Here is a 17,440-nt window from a genome sequence, read left to right as displayed (position 1 = left end):
TCCGCTTTCTACTTCAGGAAGTAAATGACGATGAAGAGAGCGACCCATACGACGTCTACGAAGTGCCAGTAGTACGACACCACGATCGACGTGGTCATCTCTTTGCGTCCAAAGTTCTTGACGGCGTAGGCGCGTCCGATGGTCAGCAGGAAGGCGACGAGGCCACCTGTTACGTGCAGCGCGTGGAACCCGGTGGTGAGGTAGAACGCTGACGCATACGAGTTAGCCGAGATCGGCATGCCTTCGGCGACGAGTTGCGAGTACTCCCACACCTGGCCGGACACGAAGATCGCTCCTAACGCGAACGTGAGGAAGAACCACTCCACCATTCCCCACTGACGCGGGGACTTTCCTACGCGGTAGGGGCGGAACTTCTCGGCAGCAAACACACCAGCCTGGCATGTGAACGAAGATGCGATCAGGATGATCGTGTTCACGAGTGCGAACGGAACGTTCAGCAGCGATGATTCCTCGGCCCACAGCTCAGGAGAGGTGCTGCGCAGAGTGAAGTAGATCGCAAAGAGGCCGGCGAAGAACATAACTTCGCTGCCTAGCCAGACGATTGTGCCCACCGCAACGGGATCTGGGCGCTTTACGGTGCGCAGAGCCTGGTTATACGTCGCTTGGGTCGTCACCTTCTTATTATGACCGAAGTTGAGGACCGAGTCTTGCACCTCGACCCTTGAATGAGGTGTGGTGCGCTCTTAGCATCGCCTAGGAGCTACCCGTGAACTTGCTTCACACCACTGAGAACGCGGCTTCTCGGCAGGTCATGGTGCGTCAAAGGTTTTTTTCGCGCTGAGTAGGATCAATGCTCATGACTGAGCTTTATTCATGGCCGGGAATTCTCACCTCGCTTCTCTCGGGTGAGGACCTGAGTGTTTCGGAGTCGACGTGGGCGATGCGCTCGGTGATGGCGGGAGAAGCAACCCCGTCTCAGCTCGCCGGTTTCCTCATCGCTCTGCGGGCCAAGGGCGAGACCGTCGACGAAGTTGTTGGATTCCGTGATGCGATCCTCGAAGCCGCGCTCCCGCTGTCCGTCGACTCCCACGTCCTCGACATCGTCGGTACGGGCGGCGACCGGTTCGGGACAGTAAATATCTCGACCATGTCGGCAATCGTGGCGGCGGCGGCAGGCGTTCCGGTTGTGAAACACGGAAATAGAGCGGCAAGTTCCAAGTCGGGCTCATCGGATGTGCTCGCAGCGCTGGGAATTGATCTCACGCTGACGCCTTCGGCTGTTGCACAGACACTTGAACGCACCGGAATTACGTTCGCGTTCGCGTCTGCGTTCCATCCAGGATTTCGACACGCCGGACCTACCCGTGCGGAGCTTGGCGTTCCCACCGTTTTTAACTTCCTTGGGCCACTGTGCAACCCCGCGCGCGCGGAAGCTAATGCTGTCGGTGTTGCGCATCTCGACCGGGTCCCGCTGATCACCGGCGTTTTTCGTACGCGAGGAGCGACAGCTCTCGTCTTCCGAGGAGACGACGGTCTCGACGAGCTCACAACGACCGGCCATTCGCGTATCTGGGAGGTGAGCCGAGGTGATATTCACGAACACGATATTGATCCTCGGGATCTCGGGATCCCTCTTGCGCGCATTGAGGATCTGATTGGCGGAGAGCCGAGCGATAACGCGGATATCGTGCGACGTACGGTCGGGGGTGACCTTGGGCCGGTGCGAGATATCGTCCTTCTGAACACTGCGGCAGGGATCGTGTCATATCGACTGTCACAGGATGCGTCGGAGGTCCAGCGCCCGATTCTCGAGCGACTCAGCGAGGCTAAGGATCTTGCCGCGCGAACGATCGACGACGGTGCAGCGGCCGCAAAATTGACTGAGTGGATAGAGACGACGCGATCCCTGTCTGTCTGACGCCTGGGCAACGCTTTCATAGACTGAGGTGATGACCTCGTCTGCGCGTTCGATGGCTTCGCGCGGTATTCCGTGGCTGGTGATTTCTGGCGTGCTTGTCGCGGCTCTGAGCCTGCGGGGGCCAATAGTGGCGCCAACACCGGTACTTCGCGACATTGAACGCGATTTAGGAATCGGTTCTGCAAGTGTCGGCTTGCTGACAACTGCTCCGGTTTTGATGTTTGCGCTGCTTACTCCGGTTGCCGCGGTCATGATTCGGCGGTCGGGCGCAGAACGGGCGCTTCTACTCTCGCTTTCTGGAGTTCTCGTCGGCACCGTCATCCGGGCATTGCCTGGGTTCGGATGGATGCTGACTGGGATGGTCGTCATCGGGGCGGCGATCACCCTAGGTAACGTCGTCATCCCGGTGATTATCCGTCGCGATGTGCCAGGTTCACGGGTCGGAATCATCACAGCCGCTTACGTCGCGACTCTCAACGCCGGGTCGCTTCTGACTTCTCTTCTCACTGCGCCTCTCGCCGACATCGTCGGCTGGTCGTGGGCCCTCCTCCTGTGGGGGGTGATCACCATCGTCGGCCTCTTTTTGTGGGGCATCTATCTCCGAGAGATCAGCGCTCGTGGCGATATCAGCGGTGAGCGATACTCGGGCTCTCTGCCGAGTGAAGCGACAAATCAAGGGATCGACCCAGCAACTGTCACCGGTCCGCTGCCGGTCATGACAAAGTCTCGGTCCGTTTTTCGAAACCCCACGGCATGGCTCCTCTTGGCGACATTCAGCTGTCAAACCACGATCTATTACGCATTCTCCACATGGTTGCCTTCGATCACATCTGATGAACTCGGACTTAGTCGGGTGGGTGCAGGCGCGCTTTCGTCTCTCTTTCAGGGCATGGGAATCCTTGGCGCATTCGTTGTGCCGCTCCTCGGGAGATTTGCGCCTCGGTGGGTGCCAGCGAGCGTCATATGCGTCTGCTGGCTATTGCTCACTGGAGGGATGCTGGCGCTGCCAGAGTTGACCTGGCTGTGGCTGATATTTGGTGCCATTGCCCACTCGGGCGGATTCGTCGTAATCTTCACCGTGCTTGTTGCTGTCTCACGCTCTGACACTGAGGCCGCGGGAATGTCTGCTTTCGTTCAGGGCGGGGGATATGCCGTCGGCGCCCTGGGCGCGCCCCTTGTGGGTGCTCTTCACGAAGCGACTGGGAATTGGGCTGCTGGCGAGTTACTTCTCGTTGTATTGGCTGCGCTCTACGCTTTTGCTCTACTTGCTGCGTTGCTTTCGGCCGCTCGACGGGGTCGCGCTCACGGACGTACGTCGTTCAGTAGCGCGAAAGGGCATCGGTGAGACGATCCATTGCAGCGCCAAGCCCCCACGTATTCGCGAGCTCCGTGGCGTCGTTCATTGCCGCGGGTGTCAATGAGTGGAGCGTTGCATCAGCTTCTTTTAGCGGAACGTTCCGCGCGACCGCCACGACCTGAGGTGCCACGGCAAGATATTCGGCCGCACTGCGAATTTTGACCCGCAGGTTCGGGCGCAAGGCGCTGCCCTCATCGGCTTCCGCGATGACGGCGTCCAGACTGCCGTGGGTCTGAAGCAGAGACGCCGCAGTTTTATCTCCGATGCCTGAAACTCCCGGCAGGCCGTCTGACGCATCGCCTCGGAGCGTCGCGAAGTCGGCGTATTGTCCTCCGCTGACGCCGTATCTTTCGTGCAGCGTGGCTTCTGTCACGATCTCGAGATTGCTCATTCCCTTGGCGGTATACACGACTCGCACCTCGCGCTCATCGTCTACGAGCTGGAATAGGTCTCGATCGCCGGTGACGATGTCGACGGGAATCGTCGACGACGTCGCGAGCGTGCCGATGACATCGTCGGCTTCGTATCCTGGGGCCCCAAGCACCGCGATACCGACAGTGGCGAGAGCCTCGCGAATGATGGGGAGTTGAGCTTCGAGGGGATCGGGGACTTCCTCGACATCGGGTCCAGACGCCACCACCTCAGCGACTCGATGTGCTTTGTAGGACGGAACAAGATCGACGCGCCACTGGGGCCGCCAATCGTCGTCCCAACACGCAACCATGTGAGTTGGTTCGTAGCGACCGACAAGTTTTGTGATGATGTCTAGCAGCCCCCGAACGGCATTCACTGGCACTCCGTCGGGTGAACGAACAGTGTCTGGAACTCCGTAAAACGCACGAAAATACAGCGAAGCTGTGTCAAGCAACATAAGGCGTGAAGTCACGAAGTCAGTTTGGCACGGTGAATGCCAGCTGGCGAGAGTGAGCGATTTCACGAAACATTGCGACGGCAGACTGAGGTCATGACCTATGCAACCTCGTACCGAGCCGCGTTACCGGAATGGCTCCTCGACGACCTCGAAACCCTGCCCACCTCGCTTCCTCGGGGTGAATCGAGAATGGCGCTCGTTAATGAGCTGGCCGACCGCAACTGGCGGGCAGGAAATGGTGGTCCTTTCGCAGCGATCGTTGTCGACAACACGACAGACGAGGTCGTCGCTGTTGGCGTGAACGTGGTGCTGAGCTCCGGCCTGAGCTCAGCACATGCCGAAGTAACAGCGCTGAGCCTGGCGCAATCACGTCTCGGACGCTGGGATCTCGGCGCAGAGGGAGCTGACCTCGAGCTCGTTGTCAACTGGCGTCCGTGCGTGATGTGCTACGGCGCGACGATGTGGAGTGGCGTCCGCTCTCTCGTTGTCGCTGGAGAGGGGCCGCTTCTTGAAGAACTCACCGGTTTCGATGAAGGACCCGTCGTGGACGATTGGGCTGAACAGTTCGAGCGCCGGGGTATTCGTGTGACAGTCGGCGTCGGTCACGAAGCTGCCCTCGGTGTCTATCGGTCATACGGGGCGGCGGACGTTCTTGTCTACAACGCGCGCGGTGCTATTGAGACTGAATCGTAACGGGCGTACCGCGGCGGCGGTGTCATACTGACGTGGTGAAAATCTCCAAGTTTGTAGTCGCGTCGGTGTTGGTCATGGCGAGCATCGGTTTGTCGGGGTGTTCCTCGTCATCTGATGAACCTGGCGACGTCATCGCTCCTGTCACTATGGACGCTGGCGAACTGCAGGGTGAGACCGTCGATCTCGTTGTCGGTCAGGTGTTGAACATCAACACTGGTGACCTTGCAGTCGACAGCTACACCGGTGAGGTTGCTGATGAGAAGGTCGCGGAATTCGTCGCGGGGTACGTGCAAGACGGCACAACCTTCAACCCGGGCATCTCCGCTCTCGCGACGGGTGAGTCGAGCGTCACTTTGACGAACAGCGACGGTGGCATCCAGCCTCTTGAATTCACCGTTGTGGTTTCACCACGCTCCTAACGGGGCGGGTGTGCTGATCGTTGAGAGCGTGGGGGCAGACGACTTCGCCGATTTTGTTGTGCTTCTTCACAAGCGCCAGCTCGAATTGAGTGAGCGCATTCGAGAACATGACGAGGAGGCGCGGGCGCTGCGAGCCGCGCGAACTGAAGACGTAGCAGATGACGAGCATGATCCGGAAGGTTCAACGTTGTCGCTGGAGTGGGCGCGACTCGAGGCAATTCGGGAAGCAGAAGCGGGTGAGTCCGAAGCGATCAAACACGCACTGGAGCGAATACGGTCAGGAACCTACGGCGTATGTGAGGGCTGCGGCCGCATGATCCCTGCAGGCCGACTCACGGTGCGTCCGTTTGCCGCGCACTGTGTGAGTTGCGCGAGCTGAAACTACCTATCGCTCAGCGTGTCGTGAATCCGTCGCAAATCCTCCATGAGTGCGCCGATGAGGATCCAGTTGTCGGATGACGGTTTGACAATCGTGAGCGGTGTGGTGAGCGCGGGTACTTCAGCCGTGGGTTGAAGTACCTCTTCGTTACGAGTGTCGTGAGGCACAGCATCGGATGAGCGCTGTATCAGACGAACATCGTGCGCTGCCCGATGGAGCTGCTCCGAAATGGCCCACGCGGCGGGCTCGACGATGACACTCGAGTCATACCGGTCGTAGACCGCACGCGCCATTCCGACGACCTGGTTGACGATTGGCGTGAAGTATTCAAGCTGGGCGCTCAGTTCGTGGAGCTCGTGACGATGTGTGCGCGCACGGGGATTGAGAGTTAGTGAATCCACGCTTACATCGATCGCCGCTTGTGCGCTCTGCTGCATTGGCCGCAGCAACCGAGCGGTCAGGAGAAGTTCTTCGAGGTTTGATCGCGTGCGTTCTGACGTGATGGAGTCGGCCAGACGGTCGAGGGTTTGCGCGATTTCTTGCCCGAGCGCATCGATTCGCTCACGAGCTGGCTGCAGTGCGAGCGGCGGGACGATCGCGACGTTGGCGATGACGCCGATCGCGGCGCCGAGAATCGTCTCCAACACGCGGTCCACCGCGTAGCCGGGCGTGGTTTGTCCCAGGGCGATCACGAGAATTGCGCTGATGGCGACCTGGTTGGCGGTTGCCGCAGTCATCTTCAGAGCCCAGGCGATGAGAAGCCCGAGCGCAATCGCGATCACGACGACCCAGTTAGCTTCCCCGAACAGCATCCCCAACCCCGACGCGACCGCCACACCCGCGATCACGCCGGCGCTACGCTCGAGGGCTTTCGCGAGCGATTGATTGAGGCTCGGCTGGACGACGAGGAGGGCAGCAATAGCGGCGAAGACAGGCGTGGCGTCGGGAAATACCAGTGACGCCGCCAACCATGCGGCGATTGTGGCAATCGCGGATTTGAGAACTTGAAGAAGCGGAGTGCGGCGTGGGGCGCGGATCGCTGTGTTGAGGCGCTCAGTGACCCGACGTGTGATTCGCATAACTAGGGTCGTTGAGCATTGATAGCCGCGGCGGCGTCCGACGGCGTGCGATCGAGGAGGTTCTCGGCGAAAACGAGATCCCAACCACCGGAACTGCGTCGTGTTTCGCGAAGCTCTTCCCGGGAAAACCCGCGCGGATCCTGAGCGATGAGGGCATCAGGGTTACGAAGACGGATGCCGAGCTGCGTCGAGGTCGTCCCCACTCGCTCGACTCCCTTCCACTCGATCAGGGTGCGGTGCGAGAATCGGATGCCTTCAGCATCGGCCTCGAGGATCAGGCTGCGGCGCCACAAAGATATGAGAGAGATACCCCCGCCGACGCCGAAAAATCCGACAGCGGCGACTCCGACGATGAGGTTAAGCATCGTTTCTGGGCTGAGCGCAACCGTGACGATTCCCGTTGCTGCGAAGAGTGAGCACACGACCGCGATGATGACGAGCTTTCCTCGTGGTGTGATGATTCGAAGTGACTTAGCGGACACTCCACCAAGACTAGACGGGGGAGGCTTGCCGTATCTGCGTGCGCCGGACTGCTGTGCGCTATTCGCGGTCGGAGTCATCCTCAGGATCGCCACGTTCTCCTGAATCCGGTTCGGTATCAGCCTCGGTCTCCCGCAATAACTGCGCGACGGCATCCGCAAACTCAGAATCGGCGCGGGCGGAAGTGAGCGCGGGCTCAGCGTCTCGGGTCAGGGCGATGACGCCGGTCAGAAGTTCGGCGAGGCTGGCGGATTGCAAGAGCCCCATTCGGTCGATGTCGGGAATAGGGGCGATTCCTGCGAGCTGCCAAGACGAAGCGACTGGCCCGTCAGAGAGTTCGATGGCGGGGTCCCAGCCGACGTCGGCAAACTCGCTCGCGCGAGTGAGTACGCGGCGAACGACACGCTCGGCCTCGGCGCGTAGCGGCTCGAGCGTTGGGCTCCAGGGTAACTCTGCGATCTCGCTCACCCGAGCCCGCGGGTACGGTGCTTCTTCGTCCCATGACAGGACATTGACTCGGTGAGTGCCGTGGGCAAAAATCACGAAGTCGCCGGGCCCCGCTGAGACCACTCTCTCGATGCGGGCCATCGTGCCGAGCGAAAACCGGCGATCGTTGCCGCCGGATTCGTGGCCGCGTTCAATCAGCACCACTCCAAAGTGTGGTTCAGCTGGCGGTTCCGCTTCGAGGAGGGCGCCGAGCATCCGTTGATACCGCTCTTCGAAAATTCGCACGGTGAGGGGCATATGCGGCATGAGTACTGTGCTCAGCGGAAACATCGCGACCTGCGCCATGCGGCAAGTCAAGCACTCGTGAGAGTGTGGGAGCCGTGAAAGACGCAGATTTGTGTGCGTGCGGCAGTCAGCTTGCATTTGCTGAGTGCTGCGGGCCGGTCATCGGCGGCTCGGCCGCGCCGACCGCTGAGGCGCTCATGCGGTCGAGATACACCGCTTTCGCCCTGGGTAACCGCCGTCACCTGATGGAGTCATGGCATCCAGGCACTCGCCCTGCGGACCTTGACTTCGATGACCGCACGGTCTGGACCGGACTCGACATCTCCTGCGTAGAGGCCGGGAAGCCGGGGGATCGCCGCGGGTTCGTGACTTTTCGGGCGCACTGGCGAGATGCGAAAGGGCGAGGAACACTGTCGGAACGTAGCCGGTTCGTATGGCAGAGCGAGCGTTGGTGGTATCTGGATGGCGATGCCACTCATTCAGCCGAATGACCGCCGTAACACGAGATTGCACTAGATGCCAGCACCCTCCGCGGTTGGTGGGCTGTTTCTAGGGTGGGTATACGACGACGAAAGGACTACCCATGTCGCGAATTTTGATCTTTGGCGGCCACGGCCGTGTGGCACTGCTTCTTGCGCCCATCCTCGTGGAGCAAGGGGATGAAGTAACGGCTGTAATTCGAAACCCTGACCACTCGGATGACGTTGCGGCAACTGGCGCAAATCCGCATCTGGCGGATATCTCCTCGCTCGACGGAGATGACTTGACCGAGCTCATCTCCGGCCACGACGCTGTCGTATGGTCGGCGGGCGCCGGCGGTGGATCCGCGGAACGCACCTATGCGATCGATAGAGACGCCGCCATTCGTACGATGGATGCCGCATCCAAGGCCGGTGTGAAGCGTTACGTGATGGTTTCGTGGATCGGGTCACGACCCGACCACGGCGTACCAGAAGACGACGACTTCTTTGCCTACGCTGACGCGAAACTCGCCGCAGACCAGCACCTGACGGCATCTGAACTCGACTTCACCGTTCTCGGCCCTGGCACGCTGACGCTCGATGCAGGCACCGGGAAGATCACGTTGAGCCCGGAGGGAAACGGTGAGGTTCCGCGTGCCGATGTCGCAGCTGTCATCGCTGCGTCACTCGCGGATACGTCGACGATCGGTCGAACAATCCGATTCGGGTCCGGCGACACTTCCATCGCCGACGCTGTCCGAGGCTGAGTTTCAACTATGAAGCGGCCCATTCCAGATCGCGTGAAGCCTGGGCAGGAGTCAGTGTGGGACTACCCACGGCCTCCCCGCCTCGAGCGGCAGCGAGCGCGCATAACGATCACGTTCGGGGGAGTCGAGATTCTCGACACCGACGACGTGTTGCGCGTGCTCGAGACGAGTCATCCTCCCGTCTACTACCTGCCGGAAGATGCGTTCGAGACCGGATGCCTCGTCCCGGCGTCGGGCTCGTCGATGTGCGAATGGAAGGGTGCTGCGCACTACTTCGATGTGGTCGCTCCGGCAGCCGGCTCTTCCGCCACGCAGTCGGGCGTAGCCCCACGCGCGGCATGGGGCTACGCCCGACCCATGCCGGGATTCGAGCTTTTGCGGAGGCGTGTGGCGGTATATCCGCAATATATGGATCGCTGCACCGTGGACGGCGAGACGGCTGTTCCTCAGCCGGGCGAGTTCTACGGAGGGTGGATCACATCGGGAATCGTCGGCCCGTTCAAAGGCATCCCGGGCTCTCACAGCTGGTGAGTGAGAAGCGGGCGTACGCTGAAAATATGCGTGCCACAGTGATTCATGCTCCGCGAGATATTCGCGTTGAAGACGTTCCCACTCCTCACCTCTCCAGCGGACGCGATGCCATAGTTCGTGTCGTAGCCGCCTGCGTGTGTGGCTCCGATCTCTGGCCCTATCGCGGTGTCACACCGACCGAGTCCGCGCACCGTATCGGGCATGAGTTCGTCGGTGTCGTTGAGAGCATCGGCGATGACGTCGCCCTCGTTTCTCCCGGCGATTTTGTCATCGCTCCCTTCTACGTGTGCGACAACACATGCGCGAACTGCCGGAACGGCGTGAGTACTTCATGCCTCAACGGCGGATGGTGGGGGAGCGAAGACCGTGAAGGTGGCTTCGCCGACGGAGGGCAGGGCGAGTTCGTTCGTGTGCCTCTCGCAGACGGGACGTTGACAGTTGTCGAGGGGCCGGTTGCAGATTCCGAAATTCCTGGTCTCCTCACGCTGAGTGACGTGATGGGCACCGGACACCACGCCGCCGTGTCGGCTGGTGTCCAGCCTGGCGATGCCGTGGCTGTCGTCGGAGACGGAGCTGTAGGTCTGTGCGCCATCATTGCGGCCCATCGACTCGGTGCGACCACGATCATCGCGATGTCGCGGCATCCTGAGCGTCAGGCGCTCGCGCGCGAATTCGGTGCCACGCACGTCGTCTCGGAGCGAGGAGATGAGGGTGTGGAGCGAGTGCGAGAGCTCACCGGCGGCATCGGTGCGGATCGGGTGCTTGAGTGCGTCGGCACGAAAGAATCCATGGACCAGGCGCTTCGCTCGACGCGCCCCGGCGGGATGGTCGGCTACGTCGGAGTGCCGAACGGCGGCCCCGAACTCCCGGTTCAGGCGATGTTTGGGCGAAACGTCGGGGTAAACGGTGGTGTTGCTCCGGTGCGCGGTTACATCGCGGAGCTTCTGCCTGATGTCCGCTCCGGAAAGATCATGCCTGGCAAGGTTTTCGACCTCGTCCTGCCTCTCGAAGAGGCCCCTGAGGCGTACGCAGCGATGGACGAACGTCGCGCGACGAAAGTCATGCTGAAACTCGGCCTCTAAGAACGCCGACGGCGACGGAGCGCGTGCGCAAGTGCTCGCCACCCCACCAGGAATACGAAGAGTGTGATCGTCGCCACGATGATGAACGCGACTGCAGTGCCCTGATCGCTCGTCGCGCGCAGCAGCATCCCGACAACGACTGTCGTTACCCATACGCCAAGTCCAGTTCGCACAGGGGCAGCGGGGTGCCGCCAGACGCGTGTGATCACCCACCCGAGGGCCAGGCCCACGAGAAAGGGCCATGCCGTAGTCGCGAGCCCTGAGCCGTAGGCGCCGAGAACGCCTTCGTCATGACTCGCGCGACCGATAGCAGCGAAGAGTATGACGAACACAACGTCGAGAAGTAGTGCCGCAAAAAGAGCTCGTCGGTGGGAAAACGCAGTCACTGGGTTCCTTTCGGAGGCGCTCTCACGCCACTCACGGCCTACCATTGTTCGGTGGCCGTCTCTAAGATTCTCCTTTATTACCGGTTCACACCGATCGCCGACCCTGAGGCTATTCGTGTGTGGCAGCGCGACCTGTGCGAACTCTTGGGTCTTCGCGGCCGCATCTTGATCTCCAAAGACGGTATCAACGGCACAGTCGGCGGAGAGTTGAAGGCCGTCAAAACCTATTGGCGCAAGATGCGCGCATACGCGCCTTTCGCCGAGACTGACTTCAAGTGGTCGGAGGGTTCGGATCTCGATGCACGCGGGTTAAGCAATGACTTTCCGCGGTTAGTTGTGAAAGTCCGCGACGAGATCGTAAGTTTCGGTGCACCTGACGAGCTTCGGGTTGACGAAGGCGGTGTGCGCGGCGGCGGCACTCACCTCTCGCCCGAGGCAGTCAACGCGTTGGTCGCTGAGCGTGCGGATGAGGTCGTGTTCTTCGATGGCCGGAATTCCTTCGAGGCCGAAATCGGCAAGTTCAAGAATGCTGTCGTCCCGGATGCCGCAACCACTCGTGACCTGGTGAGCGCTATTGACTCCGGTCAGTACGACCACCTCAAAGACAAGCCGATCGTGACTTACTGCACAGGGGGAGTGCGTTGCGAAGTGCTCTCTAGCCTCATGATTTCGCGTGGATTTTCGGAGGTGTACCAGATCGATGGCGGAATCGTTCGATACGGCGAGCGCTTCGGAAACTCCGGACTATGGGAGGGCTCGCTCTACGTCTTTGACGCGCGTGAGGCTCTCACGTTTGGTCCCAACGCAGCGGTCATCGGAAAGTGCAGCGGATGCGGGGCACCCGAATCTCGCATGGTGAACTGTGCTGACTCGAATTGCCAGAGTCGTGTCGTTCAATGTGCAGCTTGCACCGAAGCGGGCGCACCGATTTGCGAACGCGCGCACGCCGCGTAACACGCGTTCCTCACATCACGGCACCGATGTAGGAGTACTTGACGAAGACTTCGGGCGCGAATCCCGCGTCGTCGAGCAGACCTTGCACAGCAGTCAGCATGTATTTGGAATCCCATCCCATATACAGGAAGTGTGATTCGTCGAGCGCATCCCATTCACCGTTCCACGCTTGAGCGTCGAAGATCGGACCGCCGCGATCCGCGCTGAATGCGACTACGTCAGCGCGTGAATCTGCCCACAGTCGGGTGAAAATGCGGTGGAACAGATACTTGACGTCGTGGACTTCCCAGTGTTCCCCGCGGTATTCGACATAGTCGAATTCCCGTTCCCAGCCTCGCGGCCAGCCTCGCCGTCGTTTCGCGTCGAGGATCGGTGTGAGATCGTCATCGTCGATTCCGGCCGTTACCGGTCGCGCCCACACGTGAAGGAATATTTCCGTGAGCCGCGTCGTGCGTGCGGCGATCGCGGCTGTTCCCCACGACTTGTCAGAAGCGAGATCAGATGTCAGAAGCAATTCGCTCTCGCCGTAGATCGGCCGCTTCTCCTGGAACGACTTGTCAAATGCGCGCTCGGCAAGTGATTCCTCCAAGAGCGTGAGGTTTCCGAGCGTCGGGGCGAGCGCACGATGGCTGTTTTGCTCATCATCGGTGTATTCGGCCCACTCGCGGTTGCCGTCTCCGCTCCAGTTGTCGCCCGGAGCTAGCGGAAAAATGTACTCGACATCACACTCGGAGACGTCGGTGGCTCCCGCAAGACGTCCGAGAACGTAGCGCGCGTGGGGGAGCTCGCTGTATTTCAGAGCTACCTTGACGCGCTCATCTGACGGCGTGATTCGAGCTATGGCATGCCGGAGGGCATCTGGGCCGTCGTGTCGGGCCCGACAAAGACGTGCAACAAGCCTCTCATTGCTGATACCGACGATTGCACGACGGAGGAGCAGCGCTTGCACGTACTCCACGGTCTCGATTGCTTCACTCATCGTCAGAAGCCCATCGAGGTACTCCCGGTAGACCCTCATGACGAGCGGGTACATGCCACGCCCGAACGTATTGATGAACGTCAGATGAGCGGAGAGGTCGGCCTCTTCTGCCTGGGTGGGGTCGAGGAGGGTTCGGTAGGCCTCCGAATAGCTCAACCACTGGGTCGCGTGTTCGCGAAGTGTGGCGATTGTGAGACGCGGAAAACTGGTTCGGAACGCGTCGTAGACGCCGCGTTCGCCAGCGATAGCGACTTCTCGACCTGTCGTCATGATCAGGTAGTGCTGCCAGAACGAGCCGATCGATTCGCCGGTGTTTTGTTCGATAGGCACCCAAAAGAGTTCTTCGATCTCGGTCTGCTCGGCGTGAGTCAAACCCATGAGTACGTAATTGTGAATCAGCTCATGATCACGTAGCGGCTCGCCAGTCGAGTTCAAGCTCTCAAATGTCTGCTGAGCGTTTGCATCAGCACCGAGAGCGATAGAGACATGCTCAAGCTTCTTCAGCCCACACCAAATGTGGGGTGCTTCTGAGGTGCCAACCTGGCTGCGGAAGAACGCGTAGTTGTCGTCGAAGCGCGAAGAGCGTTCTTGATCGCCGGGCGTGCGGCGATCAAGAACCACGCTTTGAAACACGTCTGCCCATGCTTTATGCGGCCGCAACTTCGTCGTCGCGTGGCTCGGGTCTGCCAGTAGAACTCGCGCAAGTTCTGCGGCCATATCCGGGTCACTGTCTCTCACCGCATGGTGCACGGCCGCGACCAAGAGCATCAGCGTCGTGATTCGCTGTTGCCCATCGATCAACACAAGGTCGGCGGCATCCGCTGTCGAGGCCCGCGTTGAAAGAATCGAACCGATGAAGTGAGTGTGGCTTTCATCAGAGTCAGCTACGGCTCTCACATCGGCGAGGAGCTGCTCGCACCCGCCGATATCCCAGCGGTATTGCCGCTGATAAACGGGGACCACGATGGTAGCGCCGGGGGTAGAGAGCCAGTCGATCGTATTGACTGCTGTGGCGTCGACGTTTGTGGCAGTGCCCATGATTCGGCTTCGCTCCTTGCCTGCATCGGTTCCGCGGAGTCTTGGCGTGCTCTGCGGCCCCGGCGAGTTTAGTTGATCCGGATGCAGCGGCTTTATTCCCGGGCGGTTCTCGGCGTCGACAACCGGAGCGTCGGTAGGCTGACCTTACCTGGGCCTGTAAAAACTTCGCTGGCCCCCTACGAAAGGCATGATTTACCTCATGGGTTACATCAAATCCGCCGCTCTCGAAGAGACCGGCTACGTCGTTCTCGACTCCTACAACAGGGAACTCGACCCCAAAGAGTGGCTCGATATCGAATACAACGACTGGAAGTCGTCGGGCGACACGCGCTTCGCTCCGTTGGCAAGTGCCTTCGGCGACATCGAGTGCAATGGCTTCTGGAACCACAAGCCGCCGCGTACAGACAAAGACGGCGTGTGGATCGATTCGCAGGTAGAGAAGGCACCCGAGCTCACCCGTCGCGCACAGGAGCCCGGGGCCAACGTTGGCCGTTGCCGCGTGATTGAGCTGCAGCCCAACACGTACGCCGACTGCCTGTACAACCTTCACCAAGACGACAACAACCGCTTGAATCCGGACGGTACCGGTTGGGTCGTACGTGGGTTCTTCAACCTCACCGACGATAAAGAGAGCTACTTTGTGCTGCGTCACAACCGCACCGACCCCGAGGGCGAAGTGCGCATCGCACTGCCCGCCGGTGCGCAGTTGATCGTTGACACGCAGCGCCTGTGGCACGCAGCCACACACCCCGGCGATGAACCGCGCTACTGCCTCATCACATCGTGGACGTCTGGCCCCGAACTGGACGCCTACATCGAGAAGTACAACGGTGTCTCGCATGTCGAGAGCGTCGACGTTCCGCAAGATGTGCTCGACGCAGGTCAGGCCGAGCAAGCACGACGCCTCGCTGCTCGTGCCGCGTACTACGCCGCCAAGGGCCAGGCCGAGAAGACAGCTATGAGCGAGGCGTAACCTCGAATTCTTCCTCCCGAAGGCCCCGGACCTAAGTCCGGGGCCTTCGTCGTATGCCTTGATCGGTTCGGATGCTGAGAGAATTGGCGGATGCCGCAGCCTCACACGACAGAGATCGATCGCTACACTCTCGCCACTGATGGTGCCTGCAAGGGAAATCCCGGCCCTGCCGGATGGGCGTGGGTTGGCGAAGACGGAAATTGGGCTGCGGGATCAATCCCAGAAGGCACCAACAACATCGGTGAGCTGCTTGCGCTTCTCTACGCCATTACTGACCACCAGCACGTACGCCACCTGACAGTTCAGGCGGACTCGATGTATGCGATTGATACCTACTCCAAGTGGATGGATGGTCATGCCCGCCGCGGTTGGGTGACGAGCGCGAAGAAACCCACGGCGAACCGGGACATCTTGGAGCAGCTCATTGTGGCGCGTGATGGACGCCGCGCGTCGGGTATGCCCGATGTCATCCTGGAGCATGTGCGTGGACACGCTGGACATCGACTGAACAGCTGGGCTGACGAGCGGGCGGTTCGTGCATCCCAGCACGCTGCAAAAGGTGAGCGCCTCGTCTGGGCATCGAGGCGGGGACTCGACCCGCTCGATGTGACCGTAGATCCTTCGAAGAGTGCAGCCGATAGGGCTGGCCGACGCTAAGACACGAATTGTTGCGCAGATGCCGCTCGCACTGCAGCGGATGCGGGGATTCTGATAGCCTTAGATGTCATTCGTTTCACGTCTTTTGGCGTGCGATCGTGACATCGCAATAAAAATCCGCTTCGCTGTGTGCCTTGGCATCCTTTTGCCCGTGCGCCGCAGCCTGACACCCAACCCAACAAGGACAACCCACTACATGACTACCGCAACGACCGCCCCGGCCACCAAGCAGGTCGCCATCAATGACATCGGATCTGCTGAGGACTTCCTGGCCGCGGTCGAGAAGACCCTCAAGTTCTTCAACGACGGAGACCTGATTGAAGGCACCGTCGTCAAGATCGACCGCGACGAGGTCCTCCTCGACGTCGGTTACAAGACTGAGGGTGTCATCCCCTCTCGCGAACTTTCCATCAAGCACGATGTTGACCCCAACGAGGTCGTCAAGGTCGGCGACGAGGTCGAAGCTCTTGTTCTTCAGAAAGAAGACAAAGAAGGCCGCCTCATCCTCTCCAAGAAGCGCGCACAGTACGAGCGTGCATGGGGAGACGTCGAGAAGATCAAGGAAGACGACGGCGTCGTCACCGGTTCGGTCATCGAGGTCGTCAAGGGTGGCCTCATCGTCGACATCGGACTCCGTGGCTTTCTTCCCGCGTCGCTCATCGAGCTCCGTCGTGTTCGTGACCTCACGCCGTACCTCGGCCAGGAACTCGAAGCGAAGATCCTCGAGCTCGACAAGAACCGCAACAACGTTGTGCTGTCGCGCCGCGCTCTGCTTGAGCAGACGCAGTCCGAGTCGCGCACTACCTTCTTGAACAACCTTCACAAGGGCCAGGTCCGTAAGGGCGTCGTTTCGTCGATCGTCAACTTCGGTGCGTTCGTCGATCTCGGTGGCGTTGATGGTCTTGTTCACGTCTCGGAGCTCTCGTGGAAGCACATCGAGCACGCTTCTGAGGTTGTCGAAGTTGGCCAGGAAGTTACTGTCGAGATCCTCGAGGTCGACCTCGACCGTGAGCGTGTATCGCTCTCGCTCAAAGCGACTCAGGAAGACCCGTGGCAGGTATTCGCCCGCACCCACGCAATCGGACAGGTCGCGCCCGGTAAGGTCACCAAGCTCGTTCCGTTCGGTGCGTTCGTTCGCGTCGCCGACGGCATCGAAGGTCTCGTGCACATCTCGGAGCTTTCGGGCAAGCACGTCGAGCTCGCCGAGCAGGTCGTTTCGGTCGGCGAAGAGGTCTTCGTCAAGGTCATCGACATTGACCTTGAGCGTCGCCGCATCTCGCTGTCGCTGAAGCAGGCCAACGAGGCGGTCGACCCGTTCGGCACCGAATTTGACCCCGCCCTCTACGGCATGGTCACCGAGTACGACGAGAACGGGGAGTACAAGTACCCCGAGGGCTTCGACTCCGAGACCAACGCGTGGAAGGAAGGCTTCGACACCCAGCGCGAGGCTTGGGAGCAGGAATACGCTGCTGCACAGGGCCGTTGGGAAGCGCACAAGGCAGCTGTCATCAAGGCAGCCGAAGCCGAGGCAGCTAACCCGATCGGTGAAGACATGAGTGTCTCAAGTTCCGCAGCGCCCGCGAGCTCTTCGAGCTCCGCAGGAACGCTGGCGGACGACGAGGCTCTTGCAGCTCTCCGCGAGAAGCTCGCAGGTCGCTGATCTTCGTAGCATCCTGAAAGGGCCGGAACCGTTTGGTTCCGGCCCTTTTTCTTGAATGCCGAT

20 protein-coding genes are annotated in these 17,440 nt (G+C 60.4%); 13 read left to right on the top strand and 7 right to left on the bottom strand.

From position 1 onward, the window contains the following. Positions 1-8: 8 nt before the first annotated feature. Positions 9-635, bottom strand: a complete 627-nt coding sequence (ctaE, locus tag G6N83_RS01015; protein ID WP_165138437.1) for an aa3-type cytochrome oxidase subunit III — start codon at positions 633-635, stop codon at positions 9-11. Between the two features lie 182 nt (positions 636-817). On the opposite strand from ctaE, the gene trpD reads away from it, so the two are divergent. Together trpD and G6N83_RS01005 are read left to right on the top strand one after the other, a co-directional pair. Continuing rightward, positions 818-1,879, top strand: a complete 1,062-nt coding sequence (trpD, locus tag G6N83_RS01010) for an anthranilate phosphoribosyltransferase (RefSeq protein ID WP_165138435.1) — start codon at positions 818-820, stop codon at positions 1,877-1,879. A gap of 31 nt (positions 1,880-1,910) precedes the next feature. After that, entirely contained in the window at positions 1,911-3,224 is a 1,314-nt protein-coding gene (locus G6N83_RS01005) for an MFS transporter (RefSeq protein WP_165138433.1), read from the top strand. Here G6N83_RS01005 and G6N83_RS01000 read toward each other — a convergent pair. Then, positions 3,199-4,122 carry a 5'-3' exonuclease gene (locus tag G6N83_RS01000; protein WP_165138431.1) on the bottom strand — a complete coding sequence of 308 codons (924 nt, stop codon included), beginning with the start codon at positions 4,120-4,122 and terminating at the stop codon, positions 3,199-3,201. The two genes, G6N83_RS01005 and G6N83_RS01000, sit on opposite strands and share 26 nt — an antisense overlap. Positions 4,123-4,200: 78 nt before the next feature. Between G6N83_RS01000 and G6N83_RS00995 the strand changes: the two genes are divergently transcribed. From G6N83_RS00995 to G6N83_RS00985, 3 genes are read left to right on the top strand one after another with little or no spacing between them, the layout of a single operon-like run. After that, positions 4,201-4,800 carry a deaminase gene (locus G6N83_RS00995; protein ID WP_165138429.1) on the top strand — a complete coding sequence of 200 codons (600 nt, stop codon included), beginning with the start codon at positions 4,201-4,203 and terminating at the stop codon, positions 4,798-4,800. Between the two features lie 35 nt (positions 4,801-4,835). Further along, positions 4,836-5,219: a hypothetical protein gene (locus G6N83_RS00990; protein ID WP_241246239.1), complete on the top strand. Its 384-nt coding sequence runs from the start codon at positions 4,836-4,838 to the stop codon at positions 5,217-5,219. A gap of 10 nt (positions 5,220-5,229) precedes the next feature. Beyond that, positions 5,230-5,598: a TraR/DksA family transcriptional regulator gene (locus G6N83_RS00985; RefSeq protein ID WP_241246238.1), complete on the top strand. Its 369-nt coding sequence runs from the start codon at positions 5,230-5,232 to the stop codon at positions 5,596-5,598. Positions 5,599-5,600: 2 nt separating this feature from the next. Here the strand turns inward: G6N83_RS00985 and G6N83_RS00980 are convergent, their stop codons facing one another. From G6N83_RS00980 to G6N83_RS00970, 3 genes are read right to left on the bottom strand one after another with little or no spacing between them, the layout of a single operon-like run. Continuing rightward, entirely contained in the window at positions 5,601-6,677 is a 1,077-nt protein-coding gene (locus tag G6N83_RS00980) for an FUSC family protein (RefSeq protein WP_165138427.1), read from the bottom strand. A gap of 2 nt (positions 6,678-6,679) precedes the next feature. Next, entirely contained in the window at positions 6,680-7,159 is a 480-nt protein-coding gene (locus G6N83_RS00975; protein WP_165138425.1) for an STM3941 family protein, read from the bottom strand. A 58-nt stretch (positions 7,160-7,217) separates the two neighbouring features. Then, complete coding sequence (locus tag G6N83_RS00970) at positions 7,218-7,949, bottom strand: LON peptidase substrate-binding domain-containing protein (protein WP_165138423.1); 732 nt, start codon at positions 7,947-7,949, stop codon at positions 7,218-7,220. 35 nt (positions 7,950-7,984) lie between these two features. Here G6N83_RS00970 and G6N83_RS00965 point away from each other — a divergent pair, with 35 nt between their 5' ends. The 4 genes from G6N83_RS00965 (at position 7,985) to G6N83_RS00950 (ending at position 10,730) form a co-directional block, all read left to right on the top strand. After that, entirely contained in the window at positions 7,985-8,380 is a 396-nt protein-coding gene (locus G6N83_RS00965; RefSeq protein WP_206535818.1) for a YchJ family protein, read from the top strand. A gap of 92 nt (positions 8,381-8,472) precedes the next feature. Beyond that, complete coding sequence (locus tag G6N83_RS00960) at positions 8,473-9,117, top strand: SDR family oxidoreductase (protein ID WP_165138419.1); 645 nt, start codon at positions 8,473-8,475, stop codon at positions 9,115-9,117. A 9-nt stretch (positions 9,118-9,126) separates the two neighbouring features. After that, positions 9,127-9,648, top strand: coding sequence for a DUF427 domain-containing protein (locus G6N83_RS00955; RefSeq protein ID WP_165138417.1), 522 nt, complete (start codon positions 9,127-9,129; stop codon positions 9,646-9,648). A 26-nt stretch (positions 9,649-9,674) separates the two neighbouring features. Next, a complete protein-coding gene (locus G6N83_RS00950; protein ID WP_165138415.1) occupies positions 9,675-10,730 on the top strand; it encodes a zinc-dependent alcohol dehydrogenase family protein in 1,056 nt (351 codons plus the stop codon). Here G6N83_RS00950 and G6N83_RS00945 read toward each other — a convergent pair. Then, positions 10,727-11,116 (bottom strand): DUF3054 domain-containing protein, encoded by a 390-nt coding sequence (locus tag G6N83_RS00945; RefSeq protein WP_241246237.1) that lies wholly within the window; start codon positions 11,114-11,116, stop codon positions 10,727-10,729. The genes G6N83_RS00950 and G6N83_RS00945 overlap by 4 nt on opposite strands. Positions 11,117-11,167: 51 nt before the next feature. Between G6N83_RS00945 and trhO the strand changes: the two genes are divergently transcribed. Then, positions 11,168-12,070 carry an oxygen-dependent tRNA uridine(34) hydroxylase TrhO gene (trhO, locus tag G6N83_RS00940; RefSeq protein WP_165138411.1) on the top strand — a complete coding sequence of 301 codons (903 nt, stop codon included), beginning with the start codon at positions 11,168-11,170 and terminating at the stop codon, positions 12,068-12,070. A 10-nt stretch (positions 12,071-12,080) separates the two neighbouring features. Here trhO and G6N83_RS00935 read toward each other — a convergent pair whose 3' ends face one another. After that, positions 12,081-14,087 (bottom strand): DUF262 domain-containing protein, encoded by a 2,007-nt coding sequence (locus tag G6N83_RS00935; RefSeq protein ID WP_165138409.1) that lies wholly within the window; start codon positions 14,085-14,087, stop codon positions 12,081-12,083. 199 nt (positions 14,088-14,286) lie between these two features. On the opposite strand from G6N83_RS00935, the gene G6N83_RS00930 reads away from it, so the two are divergent. From G6N83_RS00930 to rpsA, 3 genes are all read left to right on the top strand, one after another. Beyond that, on the top strand, positions 14,287-15,060 hold the full coding sequence (locus G6N83_RS00930) for a hypothetical protein (RefSeq protein WP_165138407.1): 774 nt from the start codon (positions 14,287-14,289) through the stop codon (positions 15,058-15,060). Positions 15,061-15,150: 90 nt separating this feature from the next. After that, complete coding sequence (locus G6N83_RS00925; RefSeq protein WP_165138405.1) at positions 15,151-15,717, top strand: ribonuclease H family protein; 567 nt, start codon at positions 15,151-15,153, stop codon at positions 15,715-15,717. Positions 15,718-15,913: 196 nt separating this feature from the next. After that, complete coding sequence (gene rpsA / locus G6N83_RS00920) at positions 15,914-17,377, top strand: 30S ribosomal protein S1 (protein ID WP_165138403.1); 1,464 nt, start codon at positions 15,914-15,916, stop codon at positions 17,375-17,377. Positions 17,378-17,440: the final 63 nt, after the last annotated feature.

Source organism: Microbacterium endophyticum, from assembly GCF_011047135.1.
Lineage (GTDB): Bacteria > Actinomycetota > Actinomycetes > Actinomycetales > Microbacteriaceae > Microbacterium > Microbacterium endophyticum.
The sequence above is the reverse complement of the archived record's forward strand: the minus strand, read 5'-3'. Positions and strand labels throughout refer to the sequence as shown.